This window comes from Nocardia sp. NPDC004573 (assembly GCF_053602135.1).
In genome coordinates this window covers 45,764-63,832 of the sequence record NZ_JBSGDA010000006.1, presented here as the reverse complement: position 1 = coordinate 63,832, position 18,069 = coordinate 45,764, and the positions used below count along the sequence as shown (strand labels likewise).

Below are 18,069 nucleotides of genomic sequence, written 5' to 3'. Positions count from 1 at the left end.
GAAGGCGTGCAACCCTCCCACCCGAATCGACCCGCCTCGCCGCGGGAACGTCTGGCGAACGCGCGCCTGTATCTGTGCACCGACGCCCGCCGGGAGAAGGGCGATCTGGCCAAGTTCGCCGAGGCCGCGTTCGCAGGCGGAGTCGACATCATCCAACTCAGAGACAAAGGGTCCCCGGGCGAGGCCCAGTTCGGCCCGCTGGAGGCCAGGGCCGAACTCGGCGCGCTCGCCGAACTCAAGGCCGCCGCGCGCAGGCACGGCGGGCTGGTCGCGGTGAACGACCGCGCCGACATCGCCCTCGCCGCGACCGCCGACGTGCTGCACCTCGGGCAAGGCGACCTGCCGCCCTGGTACGCGCGCCGGATCCTCGGGCCCGACGTGGTGATCGGACGATCCACGCACAACCGCGCCCAAGCCGGGCTCGCCGCGATCGACGAGCACATCGATTACTTCTGCACCGGCCCCATCTGGGCGACTCCCACCAAACCCGGCAGGCAGGCGGCGGGCCCCGAATTGATCCGTTCCACCGCGGAGGCCCATCCCACCCGGCCGTGGTTCGCGATCGGCGGGATCGACGCGGGCAACCTCGGGCAAGTGCTGGAGGCCGGGGCGAAGCGGGTCGTCGTGGTGCGCGCGATCACCGAGGCGCGCGATCCGGAAGCCGCGGCGCGGCAGCTGAAAACGGCGCTGCTCGCGAACGCGTGAGCGCCGTGGTCAGGACAGCAGCTGCCCGCGGGTGAACGACAGCGCCGTCTCCACCGCCGTGTTTCCGCTCGACGTGGGCTCCACGACCTGCGCACCCGGCTCGTCGACGATCCTGGCGTAGTCTCCCGGTCCGGCGGGATCCGAATGCAACCAGACGAAACCGAGGTCGGCGAGGTCGAGTGTGCGCGGCAGCGCGGCGGCGACGGCGTGGTCGTCCCCGATCTCGGCAGCCAGCACCCGCGCGGGGGCGGCGCGCAGCGTGGGCCAGGACGCGGCGAAACCCGGATGCAGCGGGCGGGCCTCGACCTCGTCCTCGGGGACCCAGACCAATTCGACGCTCTCGCCGTTTCCGGTGGTCGGGAGGATCATCACCGCGTCGGCGACGACGGTGGTGTAGGTCCAGCCGCTCAGGGCCGACGCCGTCACCCGCTCGCCGCGCACCCGGACGTCGGCGGGATCGATGCCCGCCTCCTCCCACGCCTCGCGGACCGCCGCGTGCACGGGCGTCTCGTGACTGTCGCGCGCCCCGCCGGGCAAGGCCCAGGTCCCGCCTTGGTGACTCCAGGGAGCGCGGTGTTGCAGCAGCACCGCCGAACCGCCCGCGGCCAGCGGAGCGCGCAGGAGAAGTCCGGCCGCACCGAAGCGACCCCAGTGCCGCAGTCCGTCCGGGCCACGCGACCAACCGTCACCGTCACCACGCATCTCGTACCATCCTCGTCCGGCTACGGCGGCACCCCACCGCCGTTGCCTCCCAACCGGGGGTGTTTCACACGCCGCGGCGTCCGTACGACCACAATAAACTCCGCACCAACACGCACGGGTCGATCGAATATTCGGTCCACCCGTCGAGAAATCCGCGTACGCGGCCCAGACTGGGGAGGTGGACATGGCTAGCTCCGAGCCGACGACGGCCGAACTCCGGCCATCGTCCGCGCCCGAGACCGCCGACGGGGACGAGCCGGGCGGGCTGAGCGTCGCGGTGGTGCGCGAACGTCTCGACCTGGCCGATCTGCGGTCGTTCGCCAATTCCTCACCCGGACGGCTGATCGCGCTCGGACTGCTGCTGATCGGGTTGTGCCTGGCCGCGGGCTCGATGACCGCCGCGACCGTCGGCGACCGGCAGCAGAGCCTGGACGTCTTGCTCTACGACACCGAGCCGGACGCGCATTCCGCCCACCGGCTCTACACTTCGCTGTCGATCGCCGACGCCGCGGCCAGCACCGCGTTCATCGCGGGCGGGCTCGAACCGCAGGCGGTGCGTGATCGCTACACACAGGCGCTGGGCGAAGCGGCCGCGGAATTGGTGACCCGATCCGACCGCGACGTCGGGCCGAACGCGGCGCTGGACCCGGATGCCCGGCTGCGCACGGGCATAGTCACCGGCCTGCCGGTGTACTCCGGTCTGGTGGAAACCGCACGGACGAACAATCGCAGCGGATATCCGGTGGGCGCGGCGTATTTGAGCGAGGCGTCCAATCAGATGCAGACGACGCTGCTGCCGATGGCCGAAGAGCTGCACAATCATCGGTCGGCGGCGGTGGCCGACGCGCAGCGCAATCACGTGCGCCCGCCCTGGGCCGCGATCGGACTGCTGATCCTCACCCTCGGCGTGCTGGTCTGGGTCCAGCGGGATCTGGCGCAGCGCTGGAAGCGCGTGCTCAATCCGGGCCTGCTGCTCGCCTCGGTGTCCATGCTGATCCTGTTGGCGTGGACGGTGATCGCGGGGTCGGTGTCGGCGACGTCCATGATCAGCGCACGCGACGACGGCGCGGTGCCCTCCTCGCGCCTGACCGAGAGCCGGATCCTCGCCCAGCAGGCGCGCGCCGCGGAGACGTTGAAACTGGTGCGCCGGGACGCGACCGGCGACTACGACCGCACCTACGACGCGGACATCGAACGACTGGCCGATCTGATCGGCAAATATCCCTCCTCCGCTCCGGCGGCGGACGAGGTGCGCAACGCCGTTCCGGCCCTGGCACGGTGGCGGGTGGCGCATCAGCGCATGAACGACGCGCTGGCCAAGGGCGATTTCAACAGCGCGGCCGTGGTGGCGACCGGTCCCGGCTCGGCGGACGCCACCGTGCAGGTGGAGGCGCTGGATCGTTCGCTCGAGCAAGGCATCGCCGAGACCAGGGACACGCTGCGCAGCGAGATATCCCAGGCCGCACGGGTCCTGGACTTCCTGGGCGCGGGAGCGATGGTGCTCGGCATTCTGGCGGCAGGCTATGTCGGACTGGGCATATGGCCCCGGCTTCGGGAGTACCGATGAGATCAGCGCGCGGCATTCTGGTGGCCGCCCTCCTCGTGGTAGCGCTGACAAGCGGTTGTGCGAGCGACTCCAGCGCGCCGGTGTCGACGAAGACGCCGAAATACACCGATCCCCCGTTTCCCGCCAGAGCGGTTCCGGTGCTCACCGATTCGCCCGTCCCGCCACCGCCGGGCGCACCGCGATGTGGCGACCCGACGGCGAGCCTGCGTCCGACCGGCGCGGGGGCGGGCGCGCGCGGACCCACGATCGATGCGATCCGGGCGCGCGGGCGATTGCTCGTCGGCCTGGACACCGGCAGCAATCTGTTCAGCTACCGCGACCCGGTATCCGGCGCCATCGTCGGCTTCGACGCCGACATCGCCAGGGAGGTGGCCCGCGACCTGCTCGGCAGCCCGGATCTGGTGGAGTTCCGCAGCCTCGGTTCCGCCGAACGCGAGACGGCGTTGCAGAACCGCACGGTGGATTTGGTCGCCAAAACCATGACGATCACTTGCGAACGGCGCGAGAAGGTCGCGTTCTCCACCGTCTACCTGCACGCGAATCAGCGGGTGCTCGCGGTGAAGAACTCCGGCATCCGGAGCCTGGCCGATCTGGCGGGCCGCCGGGTGTGCATCGTCACCGGCACCACGTCGCTGGAACACATGCGGCGTGACCAGCCCGCCGCGACCATCCTCACCGTGCCCAGCTGGGCCGATTGCCTGGTCGTCCTGCAACAGCGCCAGGTCGACGCGGTCAGCACCGACGACGCCGTCCTCGCCGGCCTGGCCGCGCAGGACCCGTACACCGAGTTGGTCGGCAGCAGCATCAGCGAAGAGCCGTACGGCATCGGCATCACCAAGGGCAACGACGATCTCGTGCGTTTCGTCAACGGCACGCTGGAACGCATCCGCAACGACGGGACGTGGGTCGGGCTGTACCAGAAATACCTCACCGTCCTCGGTCCCGTTCCCGCCCCGCCCACCCCTACCTATCAGGATTGACCGGCCGATGAGCACACGGCCCGCCCCCGAGCCCGACCCGGACGAGACCGCTCCGGGGCGGCCCGGCCCGGCCGAGGTGTTCGAGGGCGGATGCACCGGATCGGCAGGGCGTCATCCGGGCGGGAAACCGCCGCGCGCTGATCACGCGGGCACACGGCACCTGGACGGTCACTCTCCAGCAGCAGGGCGACGGTCGGGCTCGATCGATCCGGAATCGGCGGCCGCCGAGGAGCTTGCACCCACAGCATCGGACACACCGGAACAGGCAGCGGCCGAACAACACTCGAACGCGACCCGTATGCAGGTCAACCGTCCTGGCACGCCGGAACAGACCGCGGCCGAACAAGACTCGGACGCCACCCGCCTGCAGGTCAACCGTCCGGGCACGCCGTCGAGCACGGTCGCATGGACGCGCGGCTCCGGACCGGAGAAGCCGCCTGCGCACGCGGCGGACGAAATCCCCGGCACGGAGAAGGCGCGCGACCAGCCGAGGACCGCTGCGGCGGAACACGACGAAACGCGCCGCACCTCCTCCGGCCCCACGTCATCCCCGCAGCGCACTTCCGGACGCAGCGTGCGCACCGCGCGAACCCGCCCCGCGGTGCGGCGGCTCGGCGCGGGCCTCGTGCCGATCCCCTCGGTGACGCCGGCGGATCCCCGCGACGCCGTGCTCGCCGACGCGGTGGTCTCCGAGGGCAGGCGATTCTGCTGGCGCTGCGGCAAACCGGTCGGCCGGGCGACGGCGACCCGGCCCGCGACCACGGCGGGCGCCTGCGCCACGTGCGAGGCGCCGTTCGACTTCCGGCCCACGCTGCACGCGGGCGACATGGTCGCGGGGCAGTACGAGATCCAGGGATGCATCGCCCACGGCGGACTCGGCTGGATCTACCTGGCGATCGATCGCAACGTCAGCGACCGCTGGGTGGTGCTCAAGGGCCTGCTGCACGCCGGCGACGGCGAAGCGCAGGCGGTGGCCATGGCCGAACGCCAATTCCTGGCCGAGGTGGCGCATCCCAGCATCGTCAAGATCTACAACTTCGTCGAGCACACCGGTGCGGACGGCACCCCCGTCGGCTACATCGTCATGGAGTACGTGGGCGGCCGTTCGCTGCGCGACATCCTCGACTCCTACGAGCGGCCCAAGCGCATGCCGGTCACCGAGGCGATCGCCTACCTGCTGGAGATCCTGCCCGCGCTGGAATACCTGCACTCGACCGGTTTGACCTACAACGACCTCAAGCCGGACAACATCATGGTCACCGAGGACCAGGTGAAGCTGATCGACCTCGGCGCCGTCGCCACCATCGAGGCATACGGGAACCTGTACGGCACGAGGGGATTCCAGGCGCCGGAGATCGCGCGCACCGGCCCGACCGTCGCCTCCGACATCTACACCGTGGGGCGCACGCTGGCCGTGCTCACCCTGCACATGCCCTCGGAGCACGGACGCTATCTCGACGGGCTCCCCGATCCCGCCGACGAGCCGGTGCTGGCGCGCTACGAGTCCTTCCATCGTCTGCTGCTGTGCGCCACCGACCTGGATCCGCACCGCCGCTTCCCCTCCGCGCGTGCGATGTCCGCCCAGATGTCGGGCGTGCTGCGGGAGATCCTCGCGCTGGAGACCGACACCGAGCATCCGCAGCTGTCCACCGTCTTCACGCCGCCGCGGGCCAGTTTCGGCACCGAGGAACTGATCAGCCAAACCGACGCCTACACCGACGGCCGCCCCCGCAGCAGCCTGCTGGACGCGCTCGAGGTGGTGGCGGGGCTGCCGATCCCGCTACTCGATCCGGCCGATCCGTCGGCCCCGTTGCTCTCGGCCGCGGTGCATCCCGAGCCGTCCCACGCGCTGGAGGCGCTGCGCGACGCCCGCGAGCGAGCCGACGCCGATCCCGGCAACGCCCCGGAGACATTCGATCTGGAACTAGCCCTCGCCGAGGCGCGCGTGCGGCTCGATCTGCGGGAGTCGGCGACGGTGCTGGATCTGCTCGGGCGTCTGCCCGAACGGGAGTGGCGGGTGAGCTGGTATCGCGGCATGGCCGAATTGCTCGACCGGGAGTACGAGCGCGCCTTCTCGAATTTCGATGAGGTCTTCCGCATGCTCCCCGGCGAGCTCGCCCCGCAGCTCGCGCTGGCCGCCACCGCGGAACTCGTACTCCAGCACTGGGATTCGCCGGACCCCGAGCAATGGCGCGCTTACGCCGAGAACGCCTACGAGACGGTCTGGCGTACCGACCGCACCGTGGTGAGCGCCGCCTTCGGGCTGGCCAGGCAGTTGGCCGCGGACGACCGGGTGCAGGAGGCCGTGCAGGCGCTGGACGCCGTGCCCGCGGCATCACGGCATTTCACCACCGCGCGGATGACCGCTGTGCTGTTCCTGCTCACAGCCGCGCCGGTGGCCGACCTCGACGAGGCCACCCTGCACATCTCGGCATCGCGGGTGTCGAGTCTGCCCGCGGGCGAGAGCCGCGCGATGCAGATGCGGGTGCTGGTGCTCGGCGCGGCCTTGGCGTGGCTCCAGTCGGGCAACAAGCCGAAGCGTCCGGATGCCACACTGTTCGGCGCGCCTTTCACCGAGCGCGAACTGCGCGCGGGCACCGAGGCGGGCCTGCGTTCCCTGGCGCGCGGAGCACCCGATCGCAAGCACCGCTACGCGCTCGTCGACTTGGCCAACGCGATCCGTGCGAAGACCTGGGTCTAGCCGAGCCGCTCGACCACGTGCCGGGCGGCACGCGCGATGGCCAGTTCCTCGTTGGTGGGCACCACGAGCACCGCGACCGGCGCACCGGGCGGCGAGATGCGGCGCGCGGCACGATTCCGCGCGGTGTTGGCCGCCGGATCGACTTCGATGCCGAAGCCGGTGAGGCCGGCCAGCGCGTCGGCGCGCACCTGCGGGCTGTTCTCGCCGACTCCGGCGGTGAAGGTGATCGCGTCGACCCCGCCGAGTTCGATCAGATAGGCCCCCAGATAGCGCCGGAGCCGATGGATGTACACGTCGTAGGCCAGCTGCGCGGCCTCGTCCCCGCTGTCGATGAGTCGCCGCAGCTCGCGGAAATCGTTCACGCCGGACAGGCCCTTGATGCCGGAATCGCGATTGAGCAGGGTGTCGATCCGGTCGATGTCCAGGTGCGCGGACCGGGCCAGATGCGCGACGATGCCGGGATCCAGATCACCGGACCTGGTGCCCATCACCAGGCCTTCCAGCGGGGTGAGTCCCATGCTCGTGTCGACCGGCCGCCCGCCGCGGATGGCCGAGGCCGACGCGCCGTTGCCCAGATGGAAGACGATCTGGTTCAGCTCACCCGGGTCGCGCCCGAGCAGTTCGGCCGCACAACCGGACACGTACTCGTGTGAAGTGCCGTGGAAGCCATACTTCCGGATGCCGTGCGCGGCGGCCACCTTGGCGTCGATGGCATAGGTCTTCGCGGCGGCGGGCAGGCCGTGGAAGAACGCGGTGTCGAACACGGCGACCTGCGCAACGCCCGGCAACAGCGCCCGCGCGCTCTCGATCCCGGCGACGTTGGCCGGATTGTGCAGCGGCGCCAGCGCAGCGAGGTCGGAGATCGCGGCGACCACGTCGTCATCGATCAGCGTGGGCCGGTAGAACACCTCGCCGCCGTGCACCACCCGGTGCCCGACCGCCCGCACACCCTCGCGCACCAGGTCGTGGCCCGTCGCGGCGAACGTATCGAAGACCAGCCGCAGTCCGGCGGCGTGATCGGCGATCGGCTCCCGCCGCTCGGTGGTCTCGCCGTCGGCGCGGTGCTCGAGCCCGCCCTCGTCCTCGCCGATCCGCTCCACCATGCCGGAGGCCGCGACTACGCTCGAATCCGGGTCCAGGAGCTGATATTTGATCGACGAGGAACCGGAGTTGATCACCAGCACCATGCCCTCGGCCGTCCTGCTCATCGCGCCTCCTGTATCCCGCGGGCCCGCCGCACTCGCTCGGCAACCACGATCACGACGCGATTGTTCCGCGCCGCGACCGCGCCGCAGCGGTGTGCGCGCGCATCAGCTCTCCTGTGCCTGGATGGCGGTGATCGCCACGGTGTTGACGATGTCGGCCACCAGCGCGCCCCGCGACAGATCGTTGACCGGCTTGCGCAGCCCCTGCAGCACCGGGCCGATCGCGATCGCGCCCGCGCTGCGCTGCACCGCCTTGTAGGTGTTGTTGCCGGTATTGAGATCGGGAAACACGAACACCGTCGCGCGGCCCGCTACCTCGGAATCGGGCAGCTTGGCATCGGCGACGGTCGGTTCGATCGCGGCGTCGTATTGGATCGGCCCCTCCACCGGCAATTCCGGCGCGCGTTCGCGCGTCAGCTTGGTCGCCACCCGCACCTTGTCCACGTCGGCCCCGCTGCCGGAATCACCGGTCGAGTACGACAGCATCGCCACGCGGGGTTCGATGCCGAAGCGGTCGGCGGTCGCCGCGGAGGAGATCGCGATATCGGCCAGCTGCTGCGCCGTCGGATCCGGTACGACCGCGCAGTCGCCGTACGCGAGCACCCGGTCGGCCAAGCACATCAGGAACACGCTGGAGACCGTGGACACGCCTTCGACCGTCTTGATGATCTCCAGCGACGGCCGGATGGTGTGCGCCGTGGTGTGTGCCGCGCCGGAGACCATGCCGTCGGCGATCCCCTTGTACACCATCATGGTGCCGAAATACGAGATGTCCGCGACGGTCTCGCGGGCCCGCTCCAGCGTCATGCCCTTGTGTTTGCGCAGTTCGGCGTACTCGGCGGCGAACTCGTCCAGGTAGCCGGAGGTGCGTGGGTCGAGCACCTGCGCGGCGGAGATGTCCACCCCGAGCTCGGCCGCCCTGGCGCGCACCGTCGTCTCGTCGCCCAGGATGACCAGATCGGCGATCTTGCGTTGCAGCACCCGTCCCGCCGCGCGCAGGATGCGGTCGTCGTCGCCCTCGGGCAGCACGATCCGCTTGCGATCGGCTCGCGCGCGTTCGATGAGCTGATATTCGAACATCTGCGGCGTGACCACCGGGCTGGGCGGAACGTCGATGCGCCGCAACAGCTCGACGGCGTCCACGTGTTCTTCCATCAGCGCCAGCGCGGTGTCCACCTTGCGCGGGTTGCCCGCGGACATGCGGCCGCGGGTGCGGTAAGCGGCGCCCGCGGTGTCGTAGGTGCCGAGCTCGGTGGTGAGGATCGGCAGCTTCGGCTTCAGGCCGGTCATCAGCCGCGCCACCGCGGGGTGCGGCAGCAGGCCGCCGTTCATGATGATGCCCGACAGCGACGGAAAACCTTCCGCTTCATGCGCGTTGACGACGCTGAGCAGCACGTCCGACCGATCGCCCGGCGCGATCACCACGACGCCCTCCACCAGCCGTTCCAGGATGTGCTCCGCCGTCATGCCGCCGACCATGATCCGCAAGGCCTCGCGGTGCAGCAGTTCCGGGTCGCCGCTGTACATTTCGCCGCCGATGGCGGCGCACAGCTCGGCCATGGTCGGCGCGATCAGCAGCGGCACCTCGGGCAGCGTCCAGGAGGGCACCGCGAAGCCGCGCAGCGCCGCCGCGAACTCGTCCAGCCGCTGCGGGTCGCACCGATTGGCGACGATGGCGACCAGCTGCGCGTGCTCGTAGGCCAGCTCGGCCGCGCACAGTTCGGCCAGTTGCTCGACCTCGTCGGGGGTGCGTCCCGCGCCGCGCACCACCAGCAGCACCGGTGCGCCCAAGTTGACCGCGATCCTGGCGTTGAAGCGCAGTTCGCTGGGGCTGGCCACGTCGGTGTAGTCACTGCCGACCACGACCACCGCGTCACACAGCTTGGCGACCTCGTGGAAGCGCAGGACGATTTCGCTGATGGCCGCGTCCGGATCGGCGTGCACTTGCTCGTAGGTGGTGCCGATCGCCTGCGCGTAGTCGATGTCGGCCGTGCTGTGCTCGAGCAGCAGTTCGAGGATGTAGTCGGGCTCGGTGGTCGAACGCGTGATCGGCCGGAACACCCCGACCCGCGCGGTCGTCGCGCACAGCATCTGCAATACCCCGAGAGCCACCGTCGACTTACCGGTGTCGCCCTCGGGAGAGGCGATGTACACGGCGGATGGAGCGTTGTCGGCCATGTCCGAGAGCTTAGTGAACCAGCGGCAACCGGGCCGCTCCGCGCGACGGTCGTCACCCCGGTTCCCCACGCCGCTATAGTCCGGTCATGGCTGAGCATTTTCCGGATCGGCAGTGGGGTTCGCGCACCAATCTCTTCGCCCGCACGGCCAGCAGATTCGCCGCGACAAAGCCCGGCTCCCGGCTCGTTCGCGCCCTCACCCCGCTGGATCGCGCGGTGCTGGAGCGCACCGACGCCAAGTACACCGTGCTCGGCCCGATCGGCGCGCCCGTCATCCTGCTCACCACCATCGGCCGCAAGTCCGGCCGACCACGCACCCAGCCGCTGCTGTACGTGCACGACGGTGACACCCTCTACGTGATCGGCAGCAACTTCGGCCAGGCGCACCACCCCGCCTGGACCGCCAACCTCTTGGCGAACCCCACCGCGACGGTGGCGATCGCGGGCGAACGCATCCAGGTGACCGCCACTCCGGTCCAGGACCCCGACAAAGACGCCGTCTTCCAACGCTTCGTCGACATCACCGGCGCCTACGCCGCCTACCGCACCCGCACCACCCGGGACCTCCGCATCTTCGCCCTCCGCCGGGCATAGCCGCACGAGTGGCACACCACCGCGGCATCGGCCGAGAAGGCGCTGGCGTGGTGTGCCACTGGTGAGAATTCAGGCCAAGGCGCGGAGGCGGGGGGCCAGGTCGCGCTGGAAGAGGTCGAGGAAACGGCGCTGGTCGTGCCCGGGGGCGTGGAAGACGAGGTGGTTGAGCCCGGCGTCGAGGTAGGGCTTGATCTGTTCGACCGCCTGGTCGGGGTCGTCGGCGACGATCCAGCGCTTGGCGATCTGTTCGATGGGCAGCGCGTCGGCGGCGGCCTCCATCTCGATCGGGTCGGTGATGCTGTGCTTCTGCTCCGCGGTGAGCGAGAGCGGCGCCCAGAACCGGGTGTTCTCCCTGGCCAGCTCCGGATCGGTGTCGTAGGACAGCTTGATCTCGATCATCCGGTCGATGGTGTCGACGCTGCGCCCCGCTTTCGCCGCGCCCTCGGCGACGGCGGGCATCAACTTCTCGGTGTAGAGGTCCATGCCCTTGCCCGAGGTGCAGATGAAGCCGTCGCCCGCGCGTCCGGCGTACCGCGCGACCAACGGGCCGCCCGCGGCGATGTAGATCGGGATGCCGCCCTTGGGCACGTCGTAGATGGAGGCGCCGACGGTCTTGTAGTACTCGCCGTCGTAATCGACGCGGTCGCCGGTCCACAGGGCGCGCATCAGGTCGACCGCCTCCCGCAGGCGCGCGAAACGCTCCTTGAATTCCGGCCACTCGCCGGTGTATCCGGTGGCGATCTCGTTGAGCGCCTCACCGGTGCCGACGCCGAGCATGACGCGATCCGGGTACAGGCAGCCCATGGTGGCGAACGCCTGCGCGATCACCGCGGGGTTGTAGCGAAACGTCGGGGTGAGCACCGAGGTGCCGAGCTGGATGCGCTGGGTGCGCTCGCCCACCGCGGCCATCCAGGCCAGCGAGAAGGGCGCGTGCCCGCCCTTGTGCCGCCAGGGCTGGAAATGGTCGCTCACCGTGGCGCTGTCCAAGCCGTGTTCTTCGGCCAGCACCGCGATCTCGACGAGTTCACGGGGGCCGAACTGTTCCGCCGATGCCTTGTATCCGAGCTTGAGTCCGCTCATCTGCCACGCTCCTCGCGTTTTGTTTCGCCGCCATCGCGATCCGTCCTCGACAGTAGTCAACGCTGCCGCCTCCGCGCCGACGGCATGGCGCGGATGATCTTCCCAGCCCAAAACGCCGCACCGGGGGCGAAATGTTTCTCCGAAAGATGCCGCAACCGGTCGGCGCCGTCTCCGTGGCGGAGCGATAGCGGATAATGGCCCGCGTGACCGCAGACGATGAGCCGATCCTGTCCTACTTGACCGATATGGACGGCGTGCTGGTGCACGAGGACCATCTCATCCCGGGCGCCGACAAGTTCCTCGCCGAACTGCGCGCCAACGAAACGCCGTTCCTGGTGCTGACGAACAACTCGATCCGCACTCCGCGTGACTTGCAGGCACGACTGCGGCACACCGGGCTCGACATCCCGGAAGAGGCGATCTGGACCTCGGCCCTGGCCACCGCCACCTTCCTGAACGAACAGCGCCCCAACGGCACCGCCTACGTGGTGGGCGAATCCGGGCTCACCACCGCGCTGCACGAGATCGGCTACGTGCTGACCGACAGCGATCCGGACTACGTCGTCCTCGGCGAGACCCGCACGTACTCGTTCGAAGCGATCACCACCGCGATCCGGCTGGTCGAGCGGGGCGCTCGTTTCATCGCGACCAACCCCGACCCGACCGGGCCATCCCGGGATGGTTCGCTGCCCGCCACCGGGTCGGTGGCCGCGCTGATCACCCGCGCCACCGGACGCGACCCGTACTACGTCGGCAAGCCCAATCCGCTGATGATGCGCTCCGCACTGCGTCGCATCGGCGCGCATTCCCAGTCGACGGTCATGATCGGCGACCGGATGGACACCGATGTGATCTCGGGCTTGGAAGCGGGCATGCGCACCATCTTGGTCACCTCGGGGATCTCCACCCGCGCGTCGTTCGAGGCCTACCCCTACCGTCCCACGATGGTGGTGGACTCCGTCGCCGACCTGATCGGAAAGACCAAGTCCCCGTTCGCCGACTGAGCGGGTCGTCCGGCCGAGACGGCCACCGGCGAGTGAATCGCACGCCGCCTACCACTGCGTGCGATGAGATCCGCCGACTGGATACCCACTGCACCGACCAGCGGGGTCTCGGAAGTCGCCCAGCGCCGCCGGACAGACGCCATCCGCGACAACCCCTGTCGAGCGGACGGCGGGCCGGGCTCGAACGGCCTTCGATGCCCGGCCCGCTTCGCCATGCGAAACGGCGACGTTCGCTGCGGTGGAACGCGATTCGCCGGTTGCCGCGGTCAGACACCGTCCGCGGTGATCGCGTCGATCGCGGCGGACAGCGCGGTGAGCGCCTCCACCGCCCGCGCGAGCTGCTCGCGGCCGAGCTCGTCCACGAGCCGTTCGGCCATCACCTTGTGTTGCGGATTGATGCGGCCCACCGCGGCCAGGCCCGCGTCGGTGATCGCGACGAGCTTCGCGCGCCGGTGGGCGGGATTGGGACGGTATTCGGCGAGGCCCTTGTCCACCAGCAGATCCGCGATGCGCTGGACGCTCTGCCGGGTGATGCCCATTTCGCGGGCGATGCCCGCGACGGACAGCGGCGCGCGCGTCACCGCACCCAGCACCTGCCACCACGCGGCGGTCAGGCCCGCCGGGCGCGCCAGATCCTCGGCCACCGCGAGGAATTGACCGTTCAAACGGAACGAGGTGATCGCCGCCGCGGCGAACAGTTCCTGTTCAGGGGTCATGCGTCGCCTCCCGCTGCCGTGATCCGGCCGGATCACCGGCGATTATCGCTCACGCGTGCTGCGCGTCGTACTCCGCGAGCACGGCCCAGCCTGCCGGATCCGCGTGCGCGAACAATCGATACCAGCCGTCCAGCACGTGCGGCTCGTACACGCCCAGCCTGCCGAGCACCTCGCGCGCGAATTCGAACGGCGCGCTCGCGCCGGCGGTGATCACGTCACCGTCGGTGACCGCGGGCGCCTCGACGTAGTGGTCCGCGCCCGAATATCCGCTGTAGACGAGGAATTCCGCGACGTTGCTGGTGTGCTTGCGAGTGTCGAGCAGACCCGCCTTGGCCAGCCCGAACGTCGCGCCGCAGATCGCGGCGACCGGAACGCCCGCGCCCACGAATTCGCACGCCTTGCGCGCGAACGGATCCAGCTCCGGTCCTTCCCAGGTCTGCGCGCCCGGCAGGATCAGCATCGCGCTGTCCGCGGGCGTGAGGTCGGCGAGCACGACGTCCGGCACGATGCGCAGCCCACCCATCGTGGTGATCGGCTCCGCGGTCGGACCGACCGTCCGGACCCGCCACGTTCCCGGCTCTCGATGCCAGCTCGGCTTGTTGATGTGCGCGGTGGCCGCGCCCACCTCCCAGTCGGCGAGCGTGTCGTAAACGGCCATGTGCACTGTCTTCGTTGCCATGACAGTATGCTGTCATATTTGACAGTATACTGTCAATACCCGCAGCCGAAGGCGAACCGACACGACGGACCGGCAACTACGCTGGGGGCATGCGGATTTCGGTGGCGGCGGACGAGCGGGTGGGGGTAGCCGCGGAACTGGTCGATGAACTCGGCAAGCGCGGGCACGAGATCGTGCCGCACGGGGCGCTGTCCGACGAGGAGCGCGACGACTGGGCGTGGGCCAGCGAGGCGGCGGCCCGCGACGTCGCTTCCGGGCACGCCGACCAAGCCGTCGTCTGCTGCTGGACCGGCACGGGCGCCTCGATCGCGGCCAACAAGGTCGCCGGCGTCCGCGCCGCCCTCTGCGCCGACGCCTCGACCGCGGCGGGCGCCCGCACCTGGAACGACGCGAACGTCCTCGCCCTGAGCCTGCGCTCCACCTCCAGCGCCGAACTCCGCGAGATCCTCGACGCCTGGTTCACCACCGACCCGAGTTCGTCCCCCGACGACCAGGCCAACATCGCCCATCTCGCCGACATCGAACGCACCGCCGATGCCTGACGACGGACACTGCCGTCTTCGCCCGGCACCCGGCGGCACCGCCGACCTCCGGTGAGCGACGACCGCCCGCCAACACTCGCGACGCGACCCAGGCGATACGGTCGAGACATGTCCGCGCAGAGCGCCGGTGGCGCGTTCGGGAACTATTCCCTGGAACGCTTGCTGGGTCGTGGCGGCATGGGTGAGGTGTGGTTGGCCCACGACCACGACGGCCGTGCCGTTGCCCTCAAGGTGCTGTCGGCGGCGTTCACCGCCGATTCGCTCTACCGGCAGCGGTTCGAGCGGGAAGCGCGAGCGGGTGCCCGGGCGCGCAACCCGCACATCGTGCCCATTCACGCGTTCGGCGAGGTGGACGGTCATCTGTACTTGGAGATGGCCTACATCGACGGCATCGACCTCGGCACCCGATTGAAGTCCGGCCCCCTTCCACCGAACCGGGCCGTCGACGTCATCGCCCAGGCCGCCGAGGCGCTGGATGCCGCACATGCGGCCGGACTCGTGCACCGCGATGTGAAGCCGGGCAACATACTCCTGCACACCAGCGGTTTCGTGTACCTGATCGACTTCGGCATCGCCCGCGCCGCCGACGGCACCGCGCTCACCGCGACCGGACTGGTGGTGGGCACGCTGGGGTACATGGCGCCGGAGCGATTCACCGGCACGGCCGATGCGCGTTCCGATGTCTACTCACTGGCCTGCGTCCTGTACGAAGCGCTCACCGGACAACCGCCCTATGGCGCGGGCGACCCCGCGCAGCAGATGCGCGCACACCTGATGAGCGGACCACCGCGCGCCTCGCGGGCCGTCGGCGGTGTCCCGGCCGCGCTCGACGACGTCATCGCCCGGGGTATGGCGAAAGAGCCGGACGCACGTTACGACAGCGCGGGTGATTTCGCCGCGGCGGCGTCGGCGGCCCTGAACCGGTCCGCGCACGTGCCTGCGAGTCCGCCTGCCGTGCGCTCCCCGACAGCGAACGGCCTACCGGCGACCCGGATCATGCCCGCCGACACCTCGGCACAGCCGACGCCCGGGGACTGGTCACCGGCGCCGGGGCCGCGCGATCGCCGGCATAAGAGCCGATGGATACCTCTCGCCGCAGGGGCGGTGCTCGTCGCCGCAGGGGCGCTGTGGCTGCTGAGCGGCGGCATCGACATCGGGTCCGCACCCGTCGCCGGTCCGACGACGCCCGAAGCCACCACGCCGACCGACCCGTCGCTGCCCTCGACCGGCGGGCAACCCGCCGATTCGGTGCCCGCCGCGCGCGACGGGAATTTCGCTTTCGCGGTGACCGGTGCGGCGACCGCGAATGGTTCCCGCACCACCGTGACGCTGACCGTCACCAACGTGTCCGACCAGGAACAAACCCTGGTCATCTCGGATCAACGGTTGGTCACCACCGGCGGCCGCTCCGTTCCGCCCGACGCGGCGGGCACCGCCGAACTCAATCCGTCCGGCGATGATTTCGCGCGAATCGCTCCCGGCCGCGTCGGCACGATCCGGCTGGCCTTCGACCTGCCGGGAAACAAGAACAAGAACGGCAAGAAGAACGACAAGAAAGACGAGGCGGCAAGCCACGTGGTCCTGCACGGCGCCCCGTCGTCGCCCGGCGTCACCCTGCCGGTCCGCTGACCGGTCCGTGCGACGTTCGGGTCAGGAAAGGGCGTGATCGAGGTCGTCGAGCAGGTCTTCGACGTCTTCGAGACCCACCGAGATGCGCACGACGCCGTCGGTCAGGCCGATGGTGGCCCGGCCTTCGGGGCCCATGGCGCGGTGTGTCGTGGTGGCGGGATGCGTGATCAGGGACTTGGCGTCACCGAGGTTGTTGGAGATGTCGACGATGCGCAGCCGGTTGAGCACCTCGAAAGCACGCTTCTTCGCCTGGTCTTCGGGCGCGTTCAATTCGAAGGTGACCACGGTGCCGCCCCCGCTCATCTGGCCGGTGGCCAGAGCGTGCTGCGGATGTGATTCCAGGAACGGGTAGCGCACCCAGTTCACGGCCGGGTTGCTCTCCAGGAAGCGGGCGATGCGCAAGGCGGACTCGGTCGAATGGCGGACCCGCAGCGGCATCGTCTCCAGGCCCTTGAGCAGCGTCCACGCGTTGAACGGGCTCAGCGCCGGACCGGTGTGGCGCATCAGCGTTTTCACCGGGCCGTCGATGTAGTCCGCGGCGCCGAGGATCGCGCCGCCGAGCACCCGCCCCTGGCCGTCGATGTGCTTGGTGCCCGAGTAGACCACCACGTCGGCGCCGAACTCGAAGCCGCGTTGCAGCAGAGGAGTGGCGAACACGTTGTCCAGCACGACTTTCGCGCCCGCCGCGTGCGCCAGCTCGGTCACCCGGCGCACGTCGACCAAGGTCTGCATCGGGTTTGCGGGCGTCTCGAAGAACACCGCCTGGGTGGGCACCGACAGCGCCTGTTCCCACTGTTCGAGGTCCTCGCCGTCGACGAAGACGGTCTCCACGCCCCAGCGCGGCAGGATCTCGTTGCACACCACGAAGCACGAACCGAACAGGCTGCGCGCGGCGACGAGCCGGTCGCCCGCGCCCAGCAACGCGCCCAGCGCGGTGAACACCGCGGACATGCCGCTGGCGGTCGCGAAGCACGCCTCGGCGCCGTCGAGCAGGCGCATCCGCTCCTCGAACATGGCCACCGTCGGGTTGCCGTAGCGGGAGTAGACGAAGTGTTCGACCTCGCCGGTGAACGCGGCCTCGGCGGCCTCGGCGCTCTCGTAGACGAAGCCGGAGGTCAGATAGAGCGCCTCGGCGGTCTCCTCGAAACCGGAGCGCCGCAGCCCGCCGCGCACGCCGAGCGTCGCGGGACCGACGCCGTCGGGCAGCGGCTTGTCGAACGCGCCGCCGGTGATCACGACTGCCGCCAGGGCAGTCCGAGGGCACGCCAGCCCGCGCCGCCGCGATGCCCGAATTCGTCCAGCGGACCCTCGAAGCCCTCGAGCACGTTGTAGGAGGTGCGGTAACCCGCCGAGGTGGCGGTGATCGCCGCGCCCACGGAACGCTGACCGGAGCGACAGAGGAAGACGACGGGAGCGTCGGGGTCGTGACCGTCGAGCGCCTGCTTCAACTGCTCGACGAACGCCTCGTTGCGCGCACCGGTGGAATCGACCCATTCGATCAGTACGGTCGGCCGGTCGATCGAGCTCGTGTCGGGAACGCCGACGAATTTCCATTCCGCTTCCGTCCGCACGTCCACCAGGACGGCTTCGGGATTGTCGCGCAGCAGTTCCCACGCCTGCTGCGGAGTGATGTCACCGGCATAACTCATGTGCACCTCCTGCGAATCCGCACTTGCCGCGCCCGGGACCGAGGCGCCGCCAGGTCGTCACCCGGAGCACCCCACCGCGGAGGAGGGTTGCCGACCAGCAATGCCGGGGCTTGACACTGGTTCTCATGACCTTCGACTG

General features: G+C 69.8%; 16 protein-coding genes and 1 riboswitch. Of the genes, 8 read left to right on the top strand and 8 right to left on the bottom strand.

Going from position 1 to position 18,069, the window contains the following annotated elements; all coding sequences use genetic code 11:
• Nucleotides 1-6: 6 nt before the first annotated feature.
• Nucleotides 7-705, top strand: coding sequence for a thiamine phosphate synthase (thiE, locus tag ACWEKR_RS11750; protein WP_452354458.1), 699 nt, complete (start codon nucleotides 7-9; stop codon nucleotides 703-705).
• A 9-nt stretch (nucleotides 706-714) separates the two neighbouring features.
• Here the strand turns inward: thiE and ACWEKR_RS11745 are convergent, their stop codons facing one another.
• A complete protein-coding gene (locus tag ACWEKR_RS11745) occupies nucleotides 715-1,407 on the bottom strand; it encodes an NUDIX hydrolase (RefSeq protein WP_452354457.1) in 693 nt (230 codons plus the stop codon).
• Between the two features lie 184 nt (nucleotides 1,408-1,591).
• Here ACWEKR_RS11745 and ACWEKR_RS11740 point away from each other — a divergent pair, with 184 nt between their 5' ends.
• From ACWEKR_RS11740 to ACWEKR_RS11730, 3 genes are all read left to right on the top strand, one after another.
• Nucleotides 1,592-2,974, top strand: coding sequence for a hypothetical protein (locus ACWEKR_RS11740; RefSeq protein WP_452354456.1), 1,383 nt, complete (start codon nucleotides 1,592-1,594; stop codon nucleotides 2,972-2,974).
• Nucleotides 2,971-3,954: a glutamate ABC transporter substrate-binding protein gene (locus ACWEKR_RS11735; protein ID WP_195084305.1), complete on the top strand. Its 984-nt coding sequence runs from the start codon at nucleotides 2,971-2,973 to the stop codon at nucleotides 3,952-3,954. Before ACWEKR_RS11740 ends, ACWEKR_RS11735 begins: the two co-directional genes overlap by 4 nt.
• A gap of 298 nt (nucleotides 3,955-4,252) precedes the next feature.
• Nucleotides 4,253-6,655 carry a tetratricopeptide repeat protein gene (locus ACWEKR_RS11730; RefSeq protein WP_452354684.1) on the top strand — a complete coding sequence of 801 codons (2,403 nt, stop codon included), beginning with the start codon at nucleotides 4,253-4,255 and terminating at the stop codon, nucleotides 6,653-6,655.
• On the opposite strand, the gene ACWEKR_RS11725 is transcribed toward ACWEKR_RS11730, so the two are convergent.
• Nucleotides 6,652-7,863, bottom strand: a complete 1,212-nt coding sequence (locus ACWEKR_RS11725) for an acetate kinase (protein WP_452354455.1) — start codon at nucleotides 7,861-7,863, stop codon at nucleotides 6,652-6,654. The two genes, ACWEKR_RS11730 and ACWEKR_RS11725, sit on opposite strands and share 4 nt — an antisense overlap.
• Before the next feature lie 102 nt (nucleotides 7,864-7,965).
• On the bottom strand, nucleotides 7,966-10,038 hold the full coding sequence (gene pta, locus ACWEKR_RS11720; RefSeq protein ID WP_452354454.1) for a phosphate acetyltransferase: 2,073 nt from the start codon (nucleotides 10,036-10,038) through the stop codon (nucleotides 7,966-7,968).
• An 86-nt stretch (nucleotides 10,039-10,124) separates the two neighbouring features.
• On the opposite strand from pta, the gene ACWEKR_RS11715 reads away from it, so the two are divergent.
• Entirely contained in the window at nucleotides 10,125-10,631 is a 507-nt protein-coding gene (locus ACWEKR_RS11715) for a nitroreductase/quinone reductase family protein (RefSeq protein WP_452354453.1), read from the top strand.
• Between the two features lie 69 nt (nucleotides 10,632-10,700).
• Here the strand turns inward: ACWEKR_RS11715 and fgd are convergent, their stop codons facing one another.
• A complete protein-coding gene (gene fgd / locus ACWEKR_RS11710) occupies nucleotides 10,701-11,711 on the bottom strand; it encodes a glucose-6-phosphate dehydrogenase (coenzyme-F420) (RefSeq protein ID WP_452354452.1) in 1,011 nt (336 codons plus the stop codon).
• Nucleotides 11,712-11,956: 245 nt separating this feature from the next.
• Here fgd and ACWEKR_RS11705 point away from each other — a divergent pair, with 245 nt between their 5' ends.
• On the top strand, nucleotides 11,957-12,715 hold the full coding sequence (locus ACWEKR_RS11705) for an HAD-IIA family hydrolase (RefSeq protein WP_452354683.1): 759 nt from the start codon (nucleotides 11,957-11,959) through the stop codon (nucleotides 12,713-12,715).
• Between the two features lie 266 nt (nucleotides 12,716-12,981).
• Here the strand turns inward: ACWEKR_RS11705 and ACWEKR_RS11700 are convergent, their stop codons facing one another.
• The gene (locus ACWEKR_RS11700) at nucleotides 12,982-13,431 is read right to left on the bottom strand and encodes a MarR family winged helix-turn-helix transcriptional regulator (protein ID WP_452354451.1); all 450 of its coding nucleotides are present in this window, start codon (nucleotides 13,429-13,431) and stop codon (nucleotides 12,982-12,984) included.
• 49 nt (nucleotides 13,432-13,480) lie between these two features.
• On the bottom strand, nucleotides 13,481-14,110 hold the full coding sequence (locus tag ACWEKR_RS11695) for a type 1 glutamine amidotransferase family protein (protein WP_452354450.1): 630 nt from the start codon (nucleotides 14,108-14,110) through the stop codon (nucleotides 13,481-13,483).
• 89 nt (nucleotides 14,111-14,199) lie between these two features.
• Between ACWEKR_RS11695 and ACWEKR_RS11690 the strand changes: the two genes are divergently transcribed.
• Entirely contained in the window at nucleotides 14,200-14,652 is a 453-nt protein-coding gene (locus tag ACWEKR_RS11690) for an RpiB/LacA/LacB family sugar-phosphate isomerase (protein WP_452354449.1), read from the top strand.
• Between the two features lie 108 nt (nucleotides 14,653-14,760).
• Nucleotides 14,761-16,281: a serine/threonine-protein kinase gene (locus ACWEKR_RS11685; RefSeq protein WP_452354448.1), complete on the top strand. Its 1,521-nt coding sequence runs from the start codon at nucleotides 14,761-14,763 to the stop codon at nucleotides 16,279-16,281.
• Between the two features lie 21 nt (nucleotides 16,282-16,302).
• Here the strand turns inward: ACWEKR_RS11685 and ACWEKR_RS11680 are convergent, their stop codons facing one another.
• Together ACWEKR_RS11680 and ACWEKR_RS11675 are read right to left on the bottom strand one after the other, a co-directional pair.
• Nucleotides 16,303-17,517: an O-succinylhomoserine sulfhydrylase gene (locus ACWEKR_RS11680; RefSeq protein WP_452354447.1), complete on the bottom strand. Its 1,215-nt coding sequence runs from the start codon at nucleotides 17,515-17,517 to the stop codon at nucleotides 16,303-16,305.
• A complete protein-coding gene (locus ACWEKR_RS11675; RefSeq protein ID WP_159849403.1) occupies nucleotides 17,514-17,930 on the bottom strand; it encodes a rhodanese-like domain-containing protein in 417 nt (138 codons plus the stop codon). Before ACWEKR_RS11675 ends, ACWEKR_RS11680 begins: the two co-directional genes overlap by 4 nt.
• Nucleotides 17,931-17,944: 14 nt before the next feature.
• Nucleotides 17,945-18,061: riboswitch (SAM riboswitch) on the bottom strand.
• Nucleotides 18,062-18,069 lie beyond the last annotated feature (8 nt).

What these genes read in the sequence shown, in the direction of transcription:
- ACWEKR_RS11730 (WP_452354684.1), top strand. Translation starts at nt 4,253, where the DNA reads ATGCAGGTCAACCGTCCTGGCACGCCGGAACAGACCGCGGCCGAACAA.
- pta (WP_452354454.1), bottom strand. Translation starts at nt 10,038, where the DNA reads ATGGCCGACAACGCTCCATCCGCCGTGTACATCGCCTCTCCCGAGGGC.
- ACWEKR_RS11675 (WP_159849403.1), bottom strand. Translation starts at nt 17,930, where the DNA reads ATGAGTTATGCCGGTGACATCACTCCGCAGCAGGCGTGGGAACTGCTG.
- ACWEKR_RS11740 (WP_452354456.1), top strand. Translation starts at nt 1,592, where the DNA reads ATGGCTAGCTCCGAGCCGACGACGGCCGAACTCCGGCCATCGTCCGCG.
- ACWEKR_RS11725 (WP_452354455.1), bottom strand. Translation starts at nt 7,863, where the DNA reads ATGAGCAGGACGGCCGAGGGCATGGTGCTGGTGATCAACTCCGGTTCC.
- ACWEKR_RS11705 (WP_452354683.1), top strand. Translation starts at nt 11,957, where the DNA reads ATGGACGGCGTGCTGGTGCACGAGGACCATCTCATCCCGGGCGCCGAC.
- ACWEKR_RS11745 (WP_452354457.1), bottom strand. Translation starts at nt 1,407, where the DNA reads ATGCGTGGTGACGGTGACGGTTGGTCGCGTGGCCCGGACGGACTGCGG.
- fgd (WP_452354452.1), bottom strand. Translation starts at nt 11,711, where the DNA reads ATGAGCGGACTCAAGCTCGGATACAAGGCATCGGCGGAACAGTTCGGC.
- ACWEKR_RS11735 (WP_195084305.1), top strand. Translation starts at nt 2,971, where the DNA reads ATGAGATCAGCGCGCGGCATTCTGGTGGCCGCCCTCCTCGTGGTAGCG.
- ACWEKR_RS11685 (WP_452354448.1), top strand. Translation starts at nt 14,761, where the DNA reads ATGTCCGCGCAGAGCGCCGGTGGCGCGTTCGGGAACTATTCCCTGGAA.
- ACWEKR_RS11695 (WP_452354450.1), bottom strand. Translation starts at nt 14,110, where the DNA reads ATGGCAACGAAGACAGTGCACATGGCCGTTTACGACACGCTCGCCGAC.
- ACWEKR_RS11715 (WP_452354453.1), top strand. Translation starts at nt 10,125, where the DNA reads ATGGCTGAGCATTTTCCGGATCGGCAGTGGGGTTCGCGCACCAATCTC.
- ACWEKR_RS11690 (WP_452354449.1), top strand. Translation starts at nt 14,200, where the DNA reads ATGCGGATTTCGGTGGCGGCGGACGAGCGGGTGGGGGTAGCCGCGGAA.
- ACWEKR_RS11700 (WP_452354451.1), bottom strand. Translation starts at nt 13,431, where the DNA reads ATGACCCCTGAACAGGAACTGTTCGCCGCGGCGGCGATCACCTCGTTC.